We start from the raw sequence: 18,094 nt of genomic DNA, 5'->3' as shown, positions 1-18,094 counted from the left end.
AGGATAGGATACGACACATGGAAAATCTATCATATCTTATTGACGGATTTATCAGCGTAGGAAGCGGATTCAACATTCTGTACTGCACGATAGGCGTCGTCTTCGGAATGCTCGTCGGAGTGCTTCCGGGCCTCGGGCCAACCGCCGGTACTGCGATACTTCTGCCGCTGACGTTCGCGATGACGCCGACGGAGTCGATAATCATGCTCGCCGGTATATACTACGGAGCCATGTACGGCGGAACGATAACCTCCGTGCTTATCAATACGCCCGGCGAGACGGCCTCCGTCATAACGTGCCTTGACGGATACCCGCTGAGCCAGAAGGGGCGCGCGGGAGCGGCGCTCGGCGTCGCGGCGATAGGTTCCTTCATCGGCGGCCTCATCGCGCTCTTCGGCCTCATTTTATTCGGCCCGCTCATCGCTAGCCAGGCGCTGAAGTTCGGCCCGCCTGAGTTCCTCTGCCTGATACTGATGGGCCTCTCGCTCGTTATATGCCTTCTCGGGCGTTCGGTCGTCATGGGGCTTATGTCCGCCGTATTCGGCCTAGTCATATCGACGATTGGCGTAGACCCGTTCAACGGCACTATACGCTACGCCTTCGGCAATACGAACCTCATCAGCGGCATCGAATTTATCGCAGTTACGATGGGAGCATACGCGCTTACCGAAATATTCTCGAACTTCGCGCAGGATATGACGGTGAAGCACAGCGTCGCGAAGATCGACAGCATGCTGCCGCACCGCGACGAGTGGCCGATAGTCATCAAGTCCATACTGCGCGGAAGCTTCCTCGGCTTCTTCATGGGGCTGATACCGGGCTGCGGTTCTTCGATTCCTACCGTAATGAGCTACTCGCTTGAAAAGAAGATTTCGAAGCACCCCGAGAAGTTCGGCACGGGCGTCATCGAGGGCGTCGCGGGGCCGGAGACGGCGAACAACGCCTTCTGCGGCGGCTCGCTGATACCGATGTTCACGCTCGGCATCCCGACCTCTCCCGCTATGGCGATGCTCATGGGAGCCTTCATCATGCACGGCGTAGCGCCTGGGCCGACGCTCTTCTCAGAGCATCCCGAGATAGTCTGGCCCGTCATCGCGAGCATGTTCTTAGGCAACCTTCTGCTCGTCATTATGAACTTGCCGCTCGCCAACGTATGGGCGCAGATATCTAAAGTCCCAGGCGGGCTTCTCTTCCCGATAATAGTCATCGTCTGCCTGCTCGGCGTCTACAGCGTCAACTACAGCATATTCGACATCGGCGTGCTCATCGTCGCCGGCTTCGTCGGATACTTCATGAAGATGGCGGGATTCCCGATGGTTCCGCTGATTCTGACCTTCATACTCGGCGACAACCTCGAGCTCGCGATCGACCAGTCTATGACGATGTTCCGCGGCGATATGCTGAGGATATTCACGCGCCCGATATGCGTCGTTCTTCTTGCTGTCGTCGCCCTCTCGCTGATCACCGGCGTCGTCGCGCAGGCCAAGGTAAAGGAAAAGCTCGGCGACGAAGAGTCCGAGATATAGAAAACTTTTGTTGTAAGCCGCCGCGCGGATTCCCCGCGCGGTAAAAATACAGGAGGTAGAGAGTAATGAGAAATTGCGGTTTCAAAGCGTTTGCGCTCGCGCTCGTAGCGGCGCTCTTCCTGGCGGGCGGACAGGCTATGGCGGCCGACGCGAAATTCCCCGACGGTCCTATCAACTTCATCGTAGCCTACGGACCCGGCGGAGCCAACGACATCTGCGCCCGTATGCTCGCGCCCGAACTTGAGAAGATTCTCGGCGTACCTGTGACGGTAACTAACATCCCTGGCGGCGGCGGCTGGATCGGATACGACGCCATCCTCAACGCGGCCCCGGACGGACAGACGATAGGAATGCTCTCGTGCCCCGCGGTCATCTCTGGATATGTCAACCCTGAGACCGGACGCACCAACACCTACCGTGACTTTGCGCCGCTCATCAACTTCGCCAACGACTACCAAGTCATCTGCTGCCGCCCCGACGAGACCCGCTTCAAGACATTTAAGGAGCTCGTCGAGTACAGCAAGAACAACGAAATCCTCATCTCCGGTACGGCTGGAGCGGGCTCTGACGGTATGCTCATCGCGAAGCTGAACTCCATCGAAGGCGCGCAGTTCGTACACCTCGCGACCAACGGCGCTTCCGAGTCGCTGACGAACCTCTACGGCAAACACAGCGACATCTGCAGCATAGACATCAGCGAAACGACCGCGCCTCTTAAGGCCGGACAGGTCAAAGTCCTCGCCGTGGCTGCGTCGAAACGCGTCCCGCAGAACCCCGACATTCCGACGATAAAAGAAGAGTGCGGAGTCGAGATAGTCAACTTCAGCGGACGCGGCATCGCGACGAGCGTCAAAGTCCCCGCTGAAAAGCAGGCCGTACTAATAGACGCGCTGACGAAGGCATTCCAGAACCCCGAGCTCCAGAAGGCGCTCGCCGGACAGGGCATCGCCGTCGAAATAATGGATGCCAAAGCCTACACGGAATACCTCGACAGAACCGAGCAGGAGCTCAAAGAAATCGGGCCGAAATATTTCGGTTGGGAGCTTGATTAACGACCGGCGTTCAAGGTGACTGCGCCGTCCGCGTTTGTGCCGCGCGGACGGCTTTTTTATGTCCGGTGGCCGCAGAGAGGCCCGCTATATAATTCGCGTCAGAGAAGATTTTTTCAGCTCGCCGGTCTCGGCTGTCAAAAGCTCCATAAAATATTTTGCGTGGCTCGACAGCTTCCATCCTTTATTCCATACAAATGAGAGCGATTGGTAGACGTATCTGCCCTGCTTGTCTACGAGCGGGAAGATGTTTACTCCAGAGCCTATCGCGTCCATGTTTTCAAGCATGCACATATGAGTGCCGTAGCACGCTGCGATGCCGGCGCTGGCTAGCTCGAGCGGCTGATATGTGCGCGTCCCGGTAAAGCACACGTCCGGCGCGCAGCCCTCCTGCATGAAGAAGTCGCTCATCAGCTCGCCGAGCCGGTTATACATTATGGAAAACGGCAGGCGGAGGAAGTCCTGCATCTTCGCGCCTGCCTCGGAACGCTTTTTTATATCCCCGGCCTCTTCTCCGTATTTTTCAACAAGCAGCGCGTCGGGCACGCAGAGGTACACCTGGTCGTCGAAGACCTTGCGGCGCTTCAGCTCGATGGTGCTCGCGCCGTCCAGCGTCACGGCGAAGTCCAGGTCGCCGTCGTGGACGAGTGCCTCAAGCCTCGGCGTGTCGCCGTCGTGGAACTCTACCTTGACTTTCGGATAGCGCGCGTAAAACCTCGGAACGATACTGGACATCAGGTACTTCCCACGCGACACCGATGTGCCGAAGCGTATCAGTCCGCGCTCCGACTGGCTGATATCCGACAGAATGTCGCGCAGCTTCGCGTTCTCGTGCTCCATAGTCTGCGCGAACGACAGCACGAACTCTCCGGCGAGAGTGAGCGCCAGCGCCGGCTTTCTCGTGAACAGCGGCGTCCCGTAGTATTTCTCCAGCCGCTGTATATGGTTGCTCAGCGTCTGCGGCGATATGTACAGGCGTCCCGCCGTCTTCGTCATGTTGAAGTCTTTCGTGAGCTCTCTGAAATAATGTAAGGAAGTTATATCCAAGCTTTTGCCTCCCGGCCGGCGGAGCGCGCGGCAGAAATTGAACCCGGGCTGGCAATGAATTACAAAAATATGCCGCCGGCTTCCGCATACAACCACCGACACTATAGACGTCTTCGCACGCCGCGTCAAGAGAGCGGGCCGATAAGGGATTCAAAGATATATTCTTGAGAATAAACTTCGTGTATAATAAAAATAACTTTCGGTATATAGGAGAGCATGGAGTGAGAGGTGTCTATATGAGAATCAGAAATGTTCTTACACTGCTGGCGGCCGTCGTACTGCTGCCTGTTTCTGCGGCTTTCGCGGAGCTTCCGCGCTGCGTCGAGGGCGAAGCCATAGTAATGCTGCGTCAGACCGCCGCGCAGTCAAACGCCGCGTCCGCGAAGAGCGCTTCGCCGAGCGCCGCGGAGGCTCTGGCAGGGGAGCTCGGAGCCGAAGTAGTGCAGAATTTCCGTCCCGTCACGGTTTCCGCGCCGGGCGGCGGAAAACCCGGCGTTTCGTCCGCGAAAACGGCGAAGGACGGAGAGACATACGCTCTCGCGCGCGTCAGGAGTACCGCGGATGAAAGCACGGACGCTTTTATAGAGAGGCTGCGCGCCAACCCTAACGTCGTTTCCGTCATGCCTAATTATATAGTGCGGGTTTCGGCGGCCAGTGAGAGATGCCCGAACGATGAGCGCTACAGAGAACAATGGGGGCTCACGCGCATCAACATGCCGTCCGTTTGGACGCACGGCACAGGCTCTGAGTCCAATGATGTCGTCGTAGCCGTGATAGACACGGGCATAATATACGACCATCCGGACCTTGCCGATAATATGTATACGTTTGACGACGCGGCGCTTCTTGAGAGGATCGCGGCGAATATGTCCGCGGACGAGGAGTTCAGCCCGGAGGCGTTTTTCGGCAGCCACGGCGCGTGGTTCCACACGTATGTGGAAGACGACGAAGATGACGGCGGGGAAAATCTTTACCAGTTCATCGCAGTGCCTGTGGGGCCTGGAGACACGGACGGCGCCGCAGCCGAAGACATTTATTCCGAGGATACGGACGAGATGCGCGCCGTCGGAGACGTCTCCGGCCACGGTACGCACGTCGCCGGCATCATAGGAGCTGTAGGCAATAACGGGACCGGCGTCTCCGGCGTCAACTGGAAGGTGAAGCTGCTCGCAGTAAATGTTTTTTCTGTTTATGAGGACGAAGGTTCGCTGAGTGACGGTTCGCTGATATCCGACCAGATGCGCGCCGTCGACTTTATCATCGCAGCCAAGGAGGCCGGCGTCAATATACGCGTCGCGAATATGTCGCTCGGAAGTTGGAACGACCCCTTATCAGACATCATGTCTCCGTACGAGGCGGCGCTCAAGAAGCTGAGCGACGCTGGGATACTCCTCTGCATCGCCGCGGGGAACGAGGGCGTCGATCTGGACGCCCCGGGCTACAGCGGCATTGATAGAGAGGATTATACGGGACAGATAAACACGCCGGCGATGTTCCGCTTTGACAACTCGATCACCGTAGGGGCCAGCGATTCTGACGGCTCCATGTCCTATTTCTCGAACTACAGCCCGTCCGGGCGTTACGTGGACATTTTCGCCCCAGGGTCAAACATACTCAGCACATGCCGTTTCAGCAGCCTCTTCGGCTACGGTGCGACATACGACTCGACCGGCTATTGTTTCGACAGCGGCACCTCGATGGCGACTCCGTTCGTCTCCGGCGTCGCGGCGCTGCTGTGCTCCATATTCCCGGACAGGAGCGCGGGCGAGATAAAGCAGATGATACTGGACGGAGCGGACGGCTCCGTGCTTAAGGACGGCTATTCGGCCTACGGGCTGCTCGACGCATACGGCGCGTGGAAGAGCGGCATGATGATAGAAACCGATGTGAAACCGACAGAGCCCGGCGAAAAGGTTCAGGAGGGGGCCGTCGCGCTGACCGCAGAGTTCGTCGCCTGCAGAGACGAGCTGCCGCAGGCGTTTGCCGGCGTCGATGTCGTTGAAGAGGACGGAGGGCTTTATCTCGCTTCTGATACGGTTGAAGGGGCAGTAGAGTCGCTCGGCGGCGAGCGTAATGTGTTCGGCGTGTCGCTGTTTCCTGTGTTCAGCGCAGAGAGCGAAGAGCTTGCCGGCGGGCTCGGTGCCGTGGCTTTCTCGGTTTCCGGCGACGTGTTCGGCGGCGGAAACGGGATATCCGACATCGCTGTCTGTAAGGTGAAGCCAGACGGCAGCGCCCTCGGCTACGCGCGATGCGCGGGCGGGGAAGCGGCCGACGGCTCGTACGATATATTCGAGGCTGACGGCTCCGCATTCTCCGGCACATTCAGCGCCGAAAAGAAGTACCTTCTCGTTCTGTACATAAAGGACGGCGGCGAATATGACCTTGACGGAGATGCCGGAAAGATAACAGACCCGGCCGCCATAGTGCGCTACGAGCGAGAAAGCGCCGGCGATACGACGCGGCACGGCGGTGGCGGCTGTTCATCCGGCGCAGGCGCCGCGGCGCTGCTGCTTGCGCCGCTCGCGTGGGGCTGCGCGCGCACGCTGAGGAAGCGCGCGCGGCGGACGGGCGAATGACGAGAGCAGCTGCGGCTCTGCTTGCGGCTGCGCTCGTACTCGCCGTGTGCGCCGCCTGCGCCGCCCAGCCCTCTCGCGCCGGAAAGCCGAGGTCCGTCCACGGCGAGGCCGTAGTCCTTCTCCGCGTGCCTGACGAAATACGGAGATCGGATGACCGGCGCGCCCTCTTCGCCGCGTACTGCCGCGAGGTGGCGGCTGACGCGGGGGCCGAGCCGGTATATATCTCGCCCGTCTATGAAAGCTCGGAGTGCGTGACTGCGACCTTCCGCTCAGAGATGGAAACTGAAGAGCTTCTTGCGCGCCTGAAAAAAGACCCGCGCGTGGCCGGAGCTTCGCCAAATTACATTATGAGCCTGCCGAAGCCGCACAAAACGAAGGCGTACTAGAGCTGTTCTTTCCAAAGGAATAAAAAGGAAATAAAAAAGCGGCGCGAACGCGCCGCTTTTTCAGTATCGTTTGCCTTGTTTCCGTGCGTCATATTCTCTTTGAAATGTTCGAGCAGCCGCGGCCGAGCAGGATGAAGCTGACGCCGCTGAATACGAGGTCCACTCCGAGCATTATGCCTATCATTGAAGCGCCAGTTATGACGTTGTTCCACATCATGAAGGCGAGCGCTACTCCGAGCAGTCCGGAGAGCAGTATCCAGAGCGAACCGCCTATCTCGCGTATGCGGAAGTACTCGACGACCTTCGTCACGCCGTCGATGAGGAAATACGCCGAGAGCAGCATGCTCAAAGTCATCACCCCGGCGAGCGGATGCGTCAGGAAAATTACGCCCGCCGCGATGGATATGACTGCCATAAAGGCCTGCTGCCACGGGCTGTCTCCGGAGCGCACCGCGCCGAACGCGCCGAAGGCGCTGCCGAGGCCGGCGGCGATCAGCAGACAGCCGATCATCGTCTCGACGGCGAACGACGCGAGCAGCGGCATCGACAGCGAGACGAAGCCGAGGACGAGCATTATCGCCCCGACGAGATAGAACCGTCTCTTGTTTTTCGCGAAATCTTCTTTTGAACATCTTCCCATGAATAACATATATATTATCTCCTTTTATCGTGCGGCGCGCCTTTTCATAAAGGCCGCCAGTCGTACGCGGTCCGTCCGCGCAGCCGGGAGCTCCCGGGTGCTGTGAGTATAACACAAAGCATAGTTTATAGATATAGTATAAAACATACGGCATTTTATTAACATTTGTAAATTTTCAAAAATTTAGTGTCTGTATCTGTAATTTGAGGAAAAGTAAAATTTTGCTCCATGTATTGCACGACACGGAGGAAGCGGGAATGTACGGAGCCGTGACGCGCGTTTCCGGCTTCCCGCAGCGCCGCGGTTATTCTCAGCGCTGCGGCGCGCGGAGCGTAATCGGGCGTATTTACCGGCGTCTGGGCGAAAGCGCCCCTCGGTGCTATGCTTTACGCATATTACGAAGGCTGCGCATCGGGAGGGATGTTTCTGTGAAAATTTTGGTGAGCGCATGCCTGCTGGGCGTCAAATGCCGCTACGACGGCGGCGCGAAGCCGGACGCGCGCGTCTCTGCTCTCGCGGATGAGCACGAGCTTGTGCCCGTCTGCCCGGAGAAGCTCGGAGGTCTGGAGTCTCCGCGCGAACCGAGCGAAATTTCCGGCGGGCGCGTGTTCGGACGCGACGGGCGCGATCTGACGGAGAAGTTCGAGCTCGGAGCGCGCCGGACGCTCGAGGCGGCTCGCCGCGCCGGCTGCCGCTGCGCCGTGCTGAAGGAGCGGAGCCCGTCGTGCGGTTCGTCGTCCGTCTACGACGGCAGCTTCAGCGGCAGGGTCGTGCCGGGCGCGGGGCTTGCTGCGGCGCTTCTTATGGCGGACGGCGTGAAAGTGTTCAGCGAGGAGACTATAGACGGATTGTTTGAAACGGAGGAGTTCAAGAATGAAAGTAACCGTGACGCGCAGCAATGAACTGTCCCGCAGCAGATGGAGCGGCGGCGTGACGACGCAGCTCGCGATATGGCCCGAGGGGGCCGACTACGGCGCAAGGCGTTTCGACTGGCGCATAAGCACGGCTGTGGTCGAGGACGAAAAGTCCGTATTTACTCCGCTTCCTGGCATACGCCGTCTGCTGATGATACTCGAAGGCGGGATAACGGTTACGCACGAGGGGACGCGCACGCTCGAAATGACGCCGCTCTCCGAGGCGGACGAGTTCGATGGCGGTTGGGAGACCGTGTCGGTAGGGCGGTGCGTGGATTTCAATCTTATGACCGCCGCCGGATACGGCGGCGCGATGGCGGCCTGCACGGACGGCTGCTGCTGCGCAGCCGGAGCTGCGCGCGGAGCTTCGGAATACTGGCGCGGGATATACGCACTCTGCGACGGTCTCGCCGTGAAATGCTCAGCGGGCGGCGAGGAGCGCGAGGCCCTGCTTAACAAGGGGGATTTTCTGCTTTTCTCATATTCGCCGGCTGCGGAGGGCGAGGCGCGTATATCGCTGAGCCATGACGGTGAAGGCGTGCCCGCCGTATATGCCGAGGTCTGGCGCTAGCCCTCTGCGCGCGTCACGCCTTTTGCGCGGCGCGGTTACGAAGCTGCAGTTCGCCCCGGAGTCGCGCTGGGAGGAGTGCGCCGCGCTCTCGCGCGGAGAAGACGGCTGCGCGTTTGAGGAATGGTTCGGCGCTTTCGGCGGCGAAAATATCGGAGTCGAGGCGTTCTTCACGGTCCGCCGCGGATTGCAGGAAATTCCCGCGTTTGTCGGCTTCCGCTGCGCTTTCGCCGGGCGGCGCGCATTCGTCGCGGAGGCGGCGCGGCTCTTCACCGGAGGCGGATTGTCCGGCGCCAGGGATTTCGCCGCTTTCGCGGAGGCCGAGTTCGGAGCGCCGTTTTTCTCCGGCTCGCCGGATTTTATGGAGCTCGGCCTCGTCAATATGTGGAACTCGTTCGGCGCGCTGACCTTCCGTCCTATACCTGACGAACCTTTTGCAGCGCTGGCCTCCGCGCTCGCCGTCTCGGAGCGGTGGAACGGACTTCTGCCGGCGCCTCCCGCGCTCGAGCTTGCATATTCCTCGCCGGTGCCTCACTGGCTCGGCATCGGCCTCTCGTCCGAGGTTCAAGGCGGCTTCGCCCTGGACATGAAAACGGCCGAAGCGCTTTTGATGGAGCTTCGGCCCTAGCGTCAGTGAAAAGTTTTATCTCTCGCAGAGCCCTCTGAAGAACGAGAAGAGGGCTGAGGCCGCGAGCGCCGCCGTGCGATGATCCTCGTCGAGCGGCGGCGACACCTCCATGACGTCCAGATACCTTACCTTTACGCTGCGCCCCGCGAGATAGGCTATCTTGTCCAGCTCCGGAGCTTTGAGGCCGCTGGGGTTGCTGGCGGAAGCGCCGGGGGCCTCGGTGCTGCGCACGGCGTCTATGTCGAGCGAGACCGCTATCCTGCGCCCGTTCTTTCCGGCCGCGTTGAGCGCCTGCAGGAAGAATTCCATGACGCGCTCCGAGACCTCGCGCAGCGTGACGACGTGCCCGCCCTGCTCGAGAACCCAGTTGTAATAGTAGGGCGAATTGTATTGCTCCTGAATGCCGAACTCTACGAAGGCGTCGCCCGAGAGCGCGCCGTTCGGAAGCTGCGTCAGCGCACGGTAGAAGGACGTTCCGCTGTTTATCCCGTTCTCGTCGCTGCGAACGTCGAGGTGGGCGTCCACGTTGATCAGCCCCATGCCGCCGCGTCCGATCTCCGCGCCCTTGACGAGCCCCGCTACTCCGGGATACGTCAGGTCGTGCCCTCCGCCGAGCACTATCGGTATGCCGCCGCGCGAAACTATCCCCGCGACCGCCTCAGTCTCGGCCTCGTGTACCTCGGCCAGAGTCAGCCCCTTCGTGTCTATGTTTCCGGCGTCTATGATGCGCAGCTTCATGAAGTCTGAGTTGAATCCCGGCGTGAGCTTGTATAGCCTGCGGCGTATATCGTCCGGCCCCGCCGCCGCGCCGGCGCGCCCCTTGTTCGCCGTTATGCCCCGGTCCTCCGGCACGCCTATTATCGCCACCGTGCCGTCCGTCACTTCCTCTATCGCGGCGCGCCCTATCAGCTCGCCGAGGCGGCGGTCCTTCGGATCGTTCCGGCTGTAGAACAGGTCTCTCGCCGCCGCGTTTATCTTATATGCCATACGCGATTCCTCCCAGCTTAAAAGCTTCAACAGATTTTATCCCCGAGCGGGGCCTTGCGCAACATTCCTTATATCGCGCGTTCGGGATATAATAGACAACTGAAATCTATCGAAGGGAATGACGTAAAATGAAAGAAATCAAGATGTTCATGTTCGAGGGCTGCCCGCACTGCAAACGCGCCGACGAAATGATAGCGTCGCTCTTGGCCGCGCATCCCGAATACAAGGAAGTGCCTTTCACGAAGATAGACGAGAAAAAGGACCCCGCCACCGCCGACAACTACGACTATTACTACGTCCCGTGCTTTTTCGTAGGCGATGAGAAGATGGCCGAGGGCGTTCCGACGGAGGAGAACGTGGCGAAGGTCTTCGCCGCCGCGTACAACGGATAGGAGAACCGGCCTTGCTTAGGGATATAGACAGCCTCGAAATAATGCGGCTCGTCGGCAATACGCCTCTGTACCGCCTGAAGCGAGGAAGCGGCGGGGCCGAGGTGTGGATAAAGCTCGAAGGCGGAAACCCCGGAGGCTCGATAAAAGACCGCGCCGCGTGGGGGATGCTTCGCGAGGCGCAGAAAAACGGGACGCTCACGGAAAGGAGCGTCGTCGTAGAGCCGACGAGCGGAAACACGGGAATCGGGCTGGCGCTTCTAGGACGCGCGCTCGGTCTCTCGGTCGTGCTTACGATGCCTGAGTCGATGTCCGTCGAGCGCCGCGCCGTACTCGCCGCCTTCGGCGCGAGGCTCGAGCTGACGCCGGCGGAGGGAGGCATGGCCGCCGCCGTCGAGCGTGCTCGCGAAATTTTAGCTGAAAACCCCGACGCCGTAATGCTCGACCAGTTCTCGAACCCCGGCAACCCGCTCGCGCACGAGCTCACCACGGGGCCTGAGATACTCGCGCAGCTTCCCGAAGGTAAAAAAATCGCAGCCTTCGTCGCGTCGTTCGGCACAGGCGGCACCGTCACGGGCGTGGGACGCGCTCTGCGGAAGAAATTCCCAGACGTGCGCGTCGTCGCGGTCGAACCGGCGTCGAGCCCGCTCGTCACGCAGGGGCGCTCCGGCCAGCACGCGATACAAGGCATCGGCGCGAATTTCGTCCCGGCCTGCCTCGCCGTTGACGAAATCGACGAATTTATGACCGTGAGCGACGGCGACGCTGTAGATACGGCGCGCGCCCTCGCCTCGGAAGAGGGGCTTTTCAGCGGCATATCGACGGGAGCGAACGTCTTCGCTGCGCTGAAAGCAGCGGCCTCTCTGCCCGAGGACAGCGCCGTCGTCACAGTGCAGCCGGACAGGGGCGACAAATATCTGAGCGTCTTCGCGCGCTGAGCGCCGCGCGGATTCGGCCTCTATTCATAAAATTCAAAGTGGGGTGCGCCTCAGGTGCAGGTCGATAAAAATCTAAAGGATAAGATGATATTCATAAAGAAATTCGTGACCGAGCCGCGCACGATAGGAAGCGTGACGCCGAGTTCGCCGCAGCTGGTCGACTCCATGCTGTGCAACGTGGACTGGAAACGCGCGGCGAGGATAGCGGAGCTAGGCGCCGGCACGGGTGTCATGACGCGGGCTATAATCGACCGCATGGCCCCAGGGAGCGAGCTGCTGGTATTCGAGATAGAAAAAGAGCTGCGCGACATGCTGAGCAGAGAAACTGGACTCGAGATATACGACGACGCGCGCAGGCTTCCCGAAGTGATGAGCGCGCGCGGCATAGACAAGGCCGACCTCATAGTCTCCAGCCTGCCGTTCACCGTGCTGCCGCGCGAGGTGACCGGCGCCGTCGTCGACGGCATATCGCGCTGCCTGGCGCCGGACGGTATATTCGTAGCCTTTCAGTATTCGCTGCACATGAAGGGCGCGTTTGAAAAAATCTTCGGCAATGTGGACGTTCGCTTCGTGATGATGAACATTCCGCCGGCCTTCGTCTACGAGTGCCGCGGGGCCGCCGCGCCGGGGCGCCCGGTTTATTTCGGCGCGCATTTTCAAAACAAATAGTTTATAATATATCGTTAGTTTGAATATCAATGGGGGCTGTTTTATGGAACGCAGGAGCGGGAAGGAATTAAGAGAACTTTTTCTGAACTTTTTCGAAGAGAAGGGCTGCAAGCGCTATCATAGTTTTTCGCTGGTGCCTGACGACCCGACTCTTCTTTTTACTATAGCGGGCATGGTGCCTTTCAAGCCGTATTTTCTCGGGCTCAAGACTCCTGAGGTGACGAGGGCGACTACGTCGCAGAAGTGCGTGCGCACGAACGACATAGAGAACGTCGGCCGCACTGCGCGCCACCACACCTTCTTCGAAATGCTGGGCAACTTCAGCTTCGGCGATTATTTCAAGAACGAGGTCATCCCGTGGGCGTGGGAGTTCCTGACCGAGCGCGTCGGCCTAGAGCCCGAGCGCCTCTACGTCACCATTTATCTTGACGACGACGAAGCTTTCGACATCTGGCACAACAAGGTCGGCATCCCCGCCGACAGGATATTCCGCCTCGGCGAGGACGACAACTTCTGGGCGGCCGGCCCCGTCGGGCCGTGCGGGCCGTGCTCTGAGATAATCTACGACCAGGGGCCGGAGTTCTCGTGCGGCAAGCCTACCTGCACGGTCGGATGCGACTGCGACCGCTACCTCGAGATATGGAACCTCGTCTTCATGCAGTACAACCGCGACGAGAACGGCAACCTCACGCCGCTCCCGCACAAGAACATAGACACCGGCATGGGGCTGGAGCGCCTTGCCTCCGTCGTCCAGCGCGTGCCGAACGACTTTGAAACGGACCTCTTCCGTCCCATTATGGACAAGGCCTGCGAGCTCGTCGGCGTAAAATACGGCGAAGACCCGAAGAAAGACATGGCGGTCAAGGTCATCTCCGACCATATCCGCGCCTCGGCCTTCATGATAGCCGACGGCATACTCCCGACCAACGAGGGCGGCGGCTACGTGCTCCGCCGCCTCATCAGGCGCTGCGTGCGCTACGGCAGGCTGCTGGGTATCGACAGGCCGTTCCTCACCGAGCTCCTTCCCGTCGTACGCGAGTCGATAGGCGACGAGTACCACGAGCTGGTGGAGCAGGCCTCAGCCATAGAGCAGGTGCTCAGCACCGAAGAAGAACGCTTCTCGCGCACTCTCGCGCAGGGCAGCGACCTCATGGACAGCGAGATAGCGAAGGTCGAGGCCGCCGGCGGAAAAGAGCTGCCCGGAGACGTGGCTTTCGTGCTTTACGACACCTTCGGCTTTCCGCTCGAGCTTACGGAGGAGATGTGCGGCGAGCGCGGCATCACCGTGGACAAGGACGGCTTCGAGGCCGCTATGGAGGAGCAGCGCGAGAGGGCGCGCGCCTCGAGCAAGCAGACGAGCAGCGTGATTTCCAAGAACGTCTACACCGAGCTCGCCGACAAGATAGCGCCGTCGCCGTTCTGCGGCTACACCGAGACAAAGTGCGAGGCGGATGTCAAGGCGGTCATAATGAACGGCGCGCTCGCCGAAAGCGCGTCGGAGGGCGAAGAGGCGGAGCTAGTTCTGTCGAACACGCCGTTCTACGGCGAAAAGGGCGGACAGGTAGGCGACACCGGAACGATTACCGCGGACGGAGCCGTCTTCGAGGTTTCCGACACGGTATATCCAGTCGCAGATCTCATCGTACATAAAGGCAAAGTCGTGAAAGGCTCGATAAAAACGGGCGCCCGCGTGACGGCGGAGATCGACGCCGCGCGCCGCGCCGACATACAGCGCCACCACACCGCGACGCACCTCCTGCACGAGGCGCTCGCGCGCGTCCTCGGCAAACACGTCCGCCAGGCCGGTTCGCTCGTTACGCCGACGTTCCTTCGCTTCGACTTCAACCACTTCGCGCCCGTCAGCCTCGACGAGCTGCGCGAGGCGGAGCGCATCGTCTACGAGCAGGTGCTGAAGAACAGCCCGGTCACGACGCGGGTCATGCCTATAGAAGAGGCGAAGAAGACCGGCGCTCGCGCCCTGTTCGACGAAAAGTACGGAGACGAGGTGCGCGTGCTGGGGATCTCCGACTTCTCCACCGAGCTCTGCGGCGGCACGCACGTCAAGAACACCGGCGAAATCGGCCTGGTCAAGATAATCCGCGAGGAGGGCATCGGCTCCGGCATCCGCCGTATAACCGCAGTCGCCGGCACGCAGGCCCTGCCGCTATTCCAGGCCTACGGCACGGCGGTCATGTCTCTCGTCACCATGGTCGGCGGCGACCTTGATTCGCTTATGGACAGGGTCGGAGCGATGGTAGACGAGAAGAAGGTGCTCGAACGCAAGAACCGAGAGCTCCAGGTCAAGGCCGCGATGTCCGAGATAGAGAACAGCGTCAAACCGGTCGCGTCGGTGAACGGCGTCGACTTCATCGCCGAAAAGTTCGACAACATCACGCCCGACCTGCTTCGCCAGATAGGCGACAGGATACGCAATAAATACCCGAACGCGATGATGCTGCTCGCCGGCGTAGGCTCGGAAGGCAACGTCGCGCTGACCGCGATGGCCTCCGACAACATCGTCAAGCTTGGAGCCAACGCCGGCGCGCTGCTGAAAGCGGTCGCGGCCGAGCTCGGAGGCAAGGGCGGCGGACGCCCGACCCTCGCGCAGGGCGGAGCGCCGAGCGCCGACAAGCTCGACAAAGCCTTCGCGGCGGCACCGAAAATATTCGAGGAGCTTATGACAAAAGGAAAATAATGCGGAGAATCGTAGCTCTCGATATAGGAAGCGTCAGAATCGGAGTTGCGGTCAGCGACCCCTTGGGCGTATTCGCCCAGGGGGCCGCCGTTTTGAACGCGCGCGGCGACTGGCTCTCCGAGCTCTCAGAAATAGTCTCGCAGTACGGCGGCCCTATAATTCTGGTAGGAATGCCGCGCCGCACCGACGGAAGCGAGGGGCCGGAGGCTGAGCGTATGCGCGCGACGGCCGACAAGATAAAGGAGCGTTTCCCCGAATGCGAGATACGCTTTTGGGACGAGCGCTTCACCACCACGATAGCTCAGCAGGCGCTTCTGGAGGCCGACGTCTCGCGCAGCGGCAGAAAAAAGAAAGTCGATAAGATAGCCGCCACGCTCCTGCTTCAAAGCTATCTAGACAGCGGAAGGAACATCTGAATTTGGAACTGCCGCCAGGAGTGAAAATGACTCCCATGCTGGAGCAGTACGTCGAATGGAAAGAAGCCTACCCTGACTGCCTGCTCTTCTTCCGCATGGGAGATTTTTATGAAATGTTCTTCGACGACGCGAAGACGGCGTCGTCCGTTCTGGACATAGCGCTTACATCGCGTTCAAAAGAAACCGAATACAGGATACCGATGGCGGGAGTGCCGTTCCACTCTGTCGACTCGTACCTCGGACGCCTTGTTGCCGCGGGCTACCGCGTCGCTATATGCGAACAGATGACGGAGCCGGACGGCAAAGGACTCGTTGAACGCGAGGTCACTCGCATAGTCACGCCCGGCACGTGGCTGCCGGAGAATTCCGACGAGGGCGGCAGAATAGCGGCATGCCTGTTCGACGGAAAGCAGACCGCCGTCGCGCTTCTCGAACCGGCGAGCGGTACGCTGCGCGCCGGGACGTTTGCATCTGACGGCGGCACGGCGGCGCTGACAGCCTTCATGCCGGACGAAATACTGATCCGGCGAGGACAGCGGGAACTTTTTGAAAAGAACTGCCCCGGTCTGGTCATGCGCGGAGTCAGCGTAACGGAATGCGATAAAGGATATTTCGCCGTGGAGCAGGGCGCGGCGTGGCTCTGCCGCAAATGGCAGATCGCGACGCTCTCTTCGATGGGGCTCGACGACAGGGACCTGGCCGCAGGAGCCGCCGCCGCTGCGGTGAAATACCTCGAAGAGACGCAGTTCTCCAAGGCCGGCAATATATCCTCTCTGATACCGATGCTGCCGAAAGAAAACCTCGTCCTCGACCAGAGCACGCAGGCGAACCTCGAGCTCGCGGACAAAAGCGGCGCCACGCTCTTCGGCGTGCTCAACCGCTGCCGCACGCCGATGGGGCGGCGCATGCTTAAAGAATGGATAACCTCGCCGCTCCAGGATCTCGACGAAATATCGCGCCGCCAAGACATGATAGAGACCATCGTTGGCGATGCGCCGCTCCGCGCGAAGCTTGCGGAGCTCCTCTCGCGCTGCCGCGACATGGGCAAATCGCTCTCGCGCCTCACGCTTAAAATGGGGCTTCCGAGCGACGTGCAGTCCGTCGGTACGACGCTGAACGCAGTGCCCGAACTTGCAGCTCTCGTCTCTGGCTATCCGGCGCTCGCGCGCATAGTGCCCGGCGATATGGCGGAAAGCCTCGCCTCTCTTCTCAAAGCTGCGGTCGCGGACGACGTTCCGCGATTCGTGCGCGACGGCGGCGTGATAAGGGCGGGCTTCGACGCGGAGCTTGACGAATGGCGCGACAAGGCCGCGCACTCGTCAGAGTGGCTCGCGAAATTCGAAGAGACCGAACGCGAGCGCACAGGAATAAAAAACCTTAAAGCGGGGGTCAACAAAGTCTTCGGCTACTACATAGAAATACCTAAGTCCGCAGCCTTGAGAGCGCCGATGGACTACGTGCGCAAGCAGACGCTCGTCAACGCCGAACGCTTCATCACGGAAGAGCTCAAACGCTTCGAACGCGACATGTTCCGAGCCGAAAGCGAAATACTCGCGATAGAAGAGCGCATCTACGCGGGGCTTGTGGACGAGATACTGAAAGAGTCGCGGGCCGTGCAGCTCACGGCGAACTTCATCTCGACGCTCGACGTGCTGCTGTCGCTCGCCTCCGTCGCAGCAGAGCGCGGCTACACGCGCCCGGCGCTCGACATGAGCAAAGACTTCATCGTCAAGAACGCGCGCCATCCAGTCATCGAAGTGACGCTCGGCAAAAATCCTTTCACACCGAACGACTTTAATTTCAGTGCGGAAAACGGGCGTCGCATAGCGCTGATAACCGGCCCGAACATGGCGGGGAAGTCAACATACCTGCGCACAGCGGCGCTCATTGCGATAATGGCGCACATGGGCTCCTTCGTCCCGGCCGAGAGCGCGAAGATCGGCCTCGTAGACCGCGTATTCACGCGCATCGGCGCGCGCGACGAGCTCGCGCGCGGACAAAGCACCTTCATGGTCGAAATGGTAGAGACTGCGAACATACTGCGCCACGCGACCGACAGAAGCCTGATAATCCTCGACGAAGTAGGCCGCGGCACCTCCACATACGACGGCCTCAGCATAGCGTGGTCGGTCGTAGAATTTTTACAGGGACAGGAACACGCGCAGCCGCGCGTCCTTTTCGCGACGCACTACCACGAGCTGACGCAGCTCGCCGACCTTCTGCCCGGCATCGTAAACCTGAGCATGGGCGTGGACGAGAGCGCCGGACGCATAGTCTTCCTCCACAAGATAATCGAAGCGCCGTCCGACCGCTCTTACGGCATAGAGGTCGCGCGCCTCGCGGGCGTTCCGTCCGCAGTGCTGCGCCGCTCGCAGGAGCTTCTCGCGCAGTTTGAAGAAAAAGGCGAAGCTCGCAACGAGAACGTAAAAAACGCGTCGCAGAACCAGCTCACGCTCTTCGACGTCCGCCAGGAGGCGATACTTGAAGAACTCGCGGCCTGCGACCCGAACAACATGACGCCGCTCGCCGCGCTCGAGCTCGTGATGCGGCTGCGCGAGGAGAGCAGGAAGGTGCTGGGGTTCAAATAACCTGCCGGCATCCTGTGTAAAAATAAGAGGCCCGTTCTGCATGTTGTGCAAAACGGCCTCTTTGCGTTACAGCGAATA

At 60.2% G+C, this 18,094-nt stretch carries 16 protein-coding genes; 13 read left to right on the top strand and 3 right to left on the bottom strand.

Features of this window, described 5'->3' with window-relative positions:
• Positions 1 to 17 precede the first annotated feature (17 nt).
• Both B5F39_RS12405 and B5F39_RS12400 read left to right on the top strand, forming a co-directional pair.
• Positions 18 to 1,526, top strand: coding sequence for a tripartite tricarboxylate transporter permease (locus B5F39_RS12405; RefSeq protein ID WP_087368180.1), 1,509 nt, complete (start codon positions 18 to 20; stop codon positions 1,524 to 1,526).
• A gap of 65 nt (positions 1,527 to 1,591) precedes the next feature.
• The gene (locus B5F39_RS12400) at positions 1,592 to 2,578 is read left to right on the top strand and encodes a tripartite tricarboxylate transporter substrate binding protein (protein ID WP_087368178.1); all 987 of its coding nucleotides are present in this window, start codon (positions 1,592 to 1,594) and stop codon (positions 2,576 to 2,578) included.
• 84 nt (positions 2,579 to 2,662) lie between these two features.
• On the opposite strand, the gene B5F39_RS12395 is transcribed toward B5F39_RS12400, so the two are convergent.
• A complete protein-coding gene (locus tag B5F39_RS12395) occupies positions 2,663 to 3,622 on the bottom strand; it encodes a LysR family transcriptional regulator (RefSeq protein WP_087368176.1) in 960 nt (319 codons plus the stop codon).
• Positions 3,623 to 3,858: 236 nt separating this feature from the next.
• Here B5F39_RS12395 and B5F39_RS12390 point away from each other — a divergent pair, with 236 nt between their 5' ends.
• Both B5F39_RS12390 and B5F39_RS12385 read left to right on the top strand, forming a co-directional pair.
• Positions 3,859 to 6,198, top strand: a complete 2,340-nt coding sequence (locus tag B5F39_RS12390) for a S8 family serine peptidase (RefSeq protein WP_087368174.1) — start codon at positions 3,859 to 3,861, stop codon at positions 6,196 to 6,198.
• Positions 6,195 to 6,584: a hypothetical protein gene (locus B5F39_RS12385; protein ID WP_087368171.1), complete on the top strand. Its 390-nt coding sequence runs from the start codon at positions 6,195 to 6,197 to the stop codon at positions 6,582 to 6,584. Before B5F39_RS12390 ends, B5F39_RS12385 begins: the two co-directional genes overlap by 4 nt.
• 88 nt (positions 6,585 to 6,672) lie before the next feature.
• Here the strand turns inward: B5F39_RS12385 and B5F39_RS12380 are convergent, their stop codons facing one another.
• Complete coding sequence (locus tag B5F39_RS12380; RefSeq protein WP_239391263.1) at positions 6,673 to 7,224, bottom strand: HdeD family acid-resistance protein; 552 nt, start codon at positions 7,222 to 7,224, stop codon at positions 6,673 to 6,675.
• A 428-nt stretch (positions 7,225 to 7,652) separates the two neighbouring features.
• Here B5F39_RS12380 and B5F39_RS12375 point away from each other — a divergent pair, with 428 nt between their 5' ends.
• From B5F39_RS12375 to B5F39_RS12365, 3 genes are read left to right on the top strand one after another with little or no spacing between them, the layout of a single operon-like run.
• On the top strand, positions 7,653 to 8,126 hold the full coding sequence (locus tag B5F39_RS12375; RefSeq protein ID WP_239391261.1) for a DUF523 domain-containing protein: 474 nt from the start codon (positions 7,653 to 7,655) through the stop codon (positions 8,124 to 8,126).
• Positions 8,098 to 8,709 carry a HutD family protein gene (locus tag B5F39_RS12370; RefSeq protein ID WP_087368165.1) on the top strand — a complete coding sequence of 204 codons (612 nt, stop codon included), beginning with the start codon at positions 8,098 to 8,100 and terminating at the stop codon, positions 8,707 to 8,709. Before B5F39_RS12375 ends, B5F39_RS12370 begins: the two co-directional genes overlap by 29 nt.
• Positions 8,690 to 9,334: a hypothetical protein gene (locus B5F39_RS12365; protein ID WP_158096051.1), complete on the top strand. Its 645-nt coding sequence runs from the start codon at positions 8,690 to 8,692 to the stop codon at positions 9,332 to 9,334. The genes B5F39_RS12370 and B5F39_RS12365 overlap by 20 nt, the downstream gene beginning before the upstream one ends.
• Positions 9,335 to 9,349: 15 nt before the next feature.
• Here the strand turns inward: B5F39_RS12365 and B5F39_RS12360 are convergent, their stop codons facing one another.
• Positions 9,350 to 10,321 (bottom strand): formimidoylglutamase, encoded by a 972-nt coding sequence (locus B5F39_RS12360; protein WP_087368161.1) that lies wholly within the window; start codon positions 10,319 to 10,321, stop codon positions 9,350 to 9,352.
• Between the two features lie 128 nt (positions 10,322 to 10,449).
• Between B5F39_RS12360 and B5F39_RS12355 the strand changes: the two genes are divergently transcribed.
• The 6 genes from B5F39_RS12355 to mutS all read left to right on the top strand — a co-directional run bounded on the left by B5F39_RS12355 (position 10,450) and on the right by mutS (position 18,016).
• Positions 10,450 to 10,713 carry a thioredoxin family protein gene (locus B5F39_RS12355; RefSeq protein WP_087368159.1) on the top strand — a complete coding sequence of 88 codons (264 nt, stop codon included), beginning with the start codon at positions 10,450 to 10,452 and terminating at the stop codon, positions 10,711 to 10,713.
• Positions 10,714 to 10,754: 41 nt separating this feature from the next.
• Positions 10,755 to 11,648 (top strand): cysteine synthase A, encoded by an 894-nt coding sequence (cysK, locus tag B5F39_RS12350; protein ID WP_087368250.1) that lies wholly within the window; start codon positions 10,755 to 10,757, stop codon positions 11,646 to 11,648.
• An 84-nt stretch (positions 11,649 to 11,732) separates the two neighbouring features.
• Positions 11,733 to 12,317: a hypothetical protein gene (locus B5F39_RS12345; RefSeq protein ID WP_087368248.1), complete on the top strand. Its 585-nt coding sequence runs from the start codon at positions 11,733 to 11,735 to the stop codon at positions 12,315 to 12,317.
• A 43-nt stretch (positions 12,318 to 12,360) separates the two neighbouring features.
• On the top strand, positions 12,361 to 15,012 hold the full coding sequence (gene alaS, locus B5F39_RS12340) for an alanine--tRNA ligase (protein ID WP_087368157.1): 2,652 nt from the start codon (positions 12,361 to 12,363) through the stop codon (positions 15,010 to 15,012).
• Positions 15,012 to 15,428 (top strand): Holliday junction resolvase RuvX, encoded by a 417-nt coding sequence (gene ruvX, locus B5F39_RS12335; RefSeq protein ID WP_087368154.1) that lies wholly within the window; start codon positions 15,012 to 15,014, stop codon positions 15,426 to 15,428. The genes alaS and ruvX overlap by 1 nt, the downstream gene beginning before the upstream one ends.
• A 26-nt stretch (positions 15,429 to 15,454) precedes the next feature.
• Positions 15,455 to 18,016 (top strand): DNA mismatch repair protein MutS, encoded by a 2,562-nt coding sequence (gene mutS, locus B5F39_RS12330; RefSeq protein WP_239391257.1) that lies wholly within the window; start codon positions 15,455 to 15,457, stop codon positions 18,014 to 18,016.
• Positions 18,017 to 18,094 lie beyond the last annotated feature (78 nt).

It is taken from the genome of Cloacibacillus sp. An23 (assembly GCF_002159945.1).
GTDB lineage: Bacteria > Synergistota > Synergistia > Synergistales > Synergistaceae > Caccocola.
Note: the sequence above shows the minus strand (reverse complement) of the source record. Positions and strands in the feature narration are given on the sequence as shown.

Coding starts and splice junctions, on each gene's coding strand:
- B5F39_RS12405 (WP_087368180.1), top strand. CDS start 18: ATGGAAAATCTATCATATCTTATTGACGGATTTATCAGCGTAGGAAGC.
- B5F39_RS12400 (WP_087368178.1), top strand. CDS start 1,592: ATGAGAAATTGCGGTTTCAAAGCGTTTGCGCTCGCGCTCGTAGCGGCG.
- B5F39_RS12390 (WP_087368174.1), top strand. CDS start 3,859: ATGAGAATCAGAAATGTTCTTACACTGCTGGCGGCCGTCGTACTGCTG.
- B5F39_RS12385 (WP_087368171.1), top strand. CDS start 6,195: ATGACGAGAGCAGCTGCGGCTCTGCTTGCGGCTGCGCTCGTACTCGCC.
- B5F39_RS12380 (WP_239391263.1), bottom strand. CDS start 7,224: ATGGGAAGATGTTCAAAAGAAGATTTCGCGAAAAACAAGAGACGGTTC.
- B5F39_RS12370 (WP_087368165.1), top strand. CDS start 8,098: ATGAAAGTAACCGTGACGCGCAGCAATGAACTGTCCCGCAGCAGATGG.
- B5F39_RS12365 (WP_158096051.1), top strand. CDS start 8,690: ATGCCGAGGTCTGGCGCTAGCCCTCTGCGCGCGTCACGCCTTTTGCGC.
- B5F39_RS12360 (WP_087368161.1), bottom strand. CDS start 10,321: ATGGCATATAAGATAAACGCGGCGGCGAGAGACCTGTTCTACAGCCGG.
- B5F39_RS12355 (WP_087368159.1), top strand. CDS start 10,450: ATGAAAGAAATCAAGATGTTCATGTTCGAGGGCTGCCCGCACTGCAAA.
- cysK (WP_087368250.1), top strand. CDS start 10,755: ATGCGGCTCGTCGGCAATACGCCTCTGTACCGCCTGAAGCGAGGAAGC.
- B5F39_RS12345 (WP_087368248.1), top strand. CDS start 11,733: ATGATATTCATAAAGAAATTCGTGACCGAGCCGCGCACGATAGGAAGC.
- alaS (WP_087368157.1), top strand. CDS start 12,361: ATGGAACGCAGGAGCGGGAAGGAATTAAGAGAACTTTTTCTGAACTTT.
- ruvX (WP_087368154.1), top strand. CDS start 15,012: ATGCGGAGAATCGTAGCTCTCGATATAGGAAGCGTCAGAATCGGAGTT.
- mutS (WP_239391257.1), top strand. CDS start 15,455: ATGACTCCCATGCTGGAGCAGTACGTCGAATGGAAAGAAGCCTACCCT.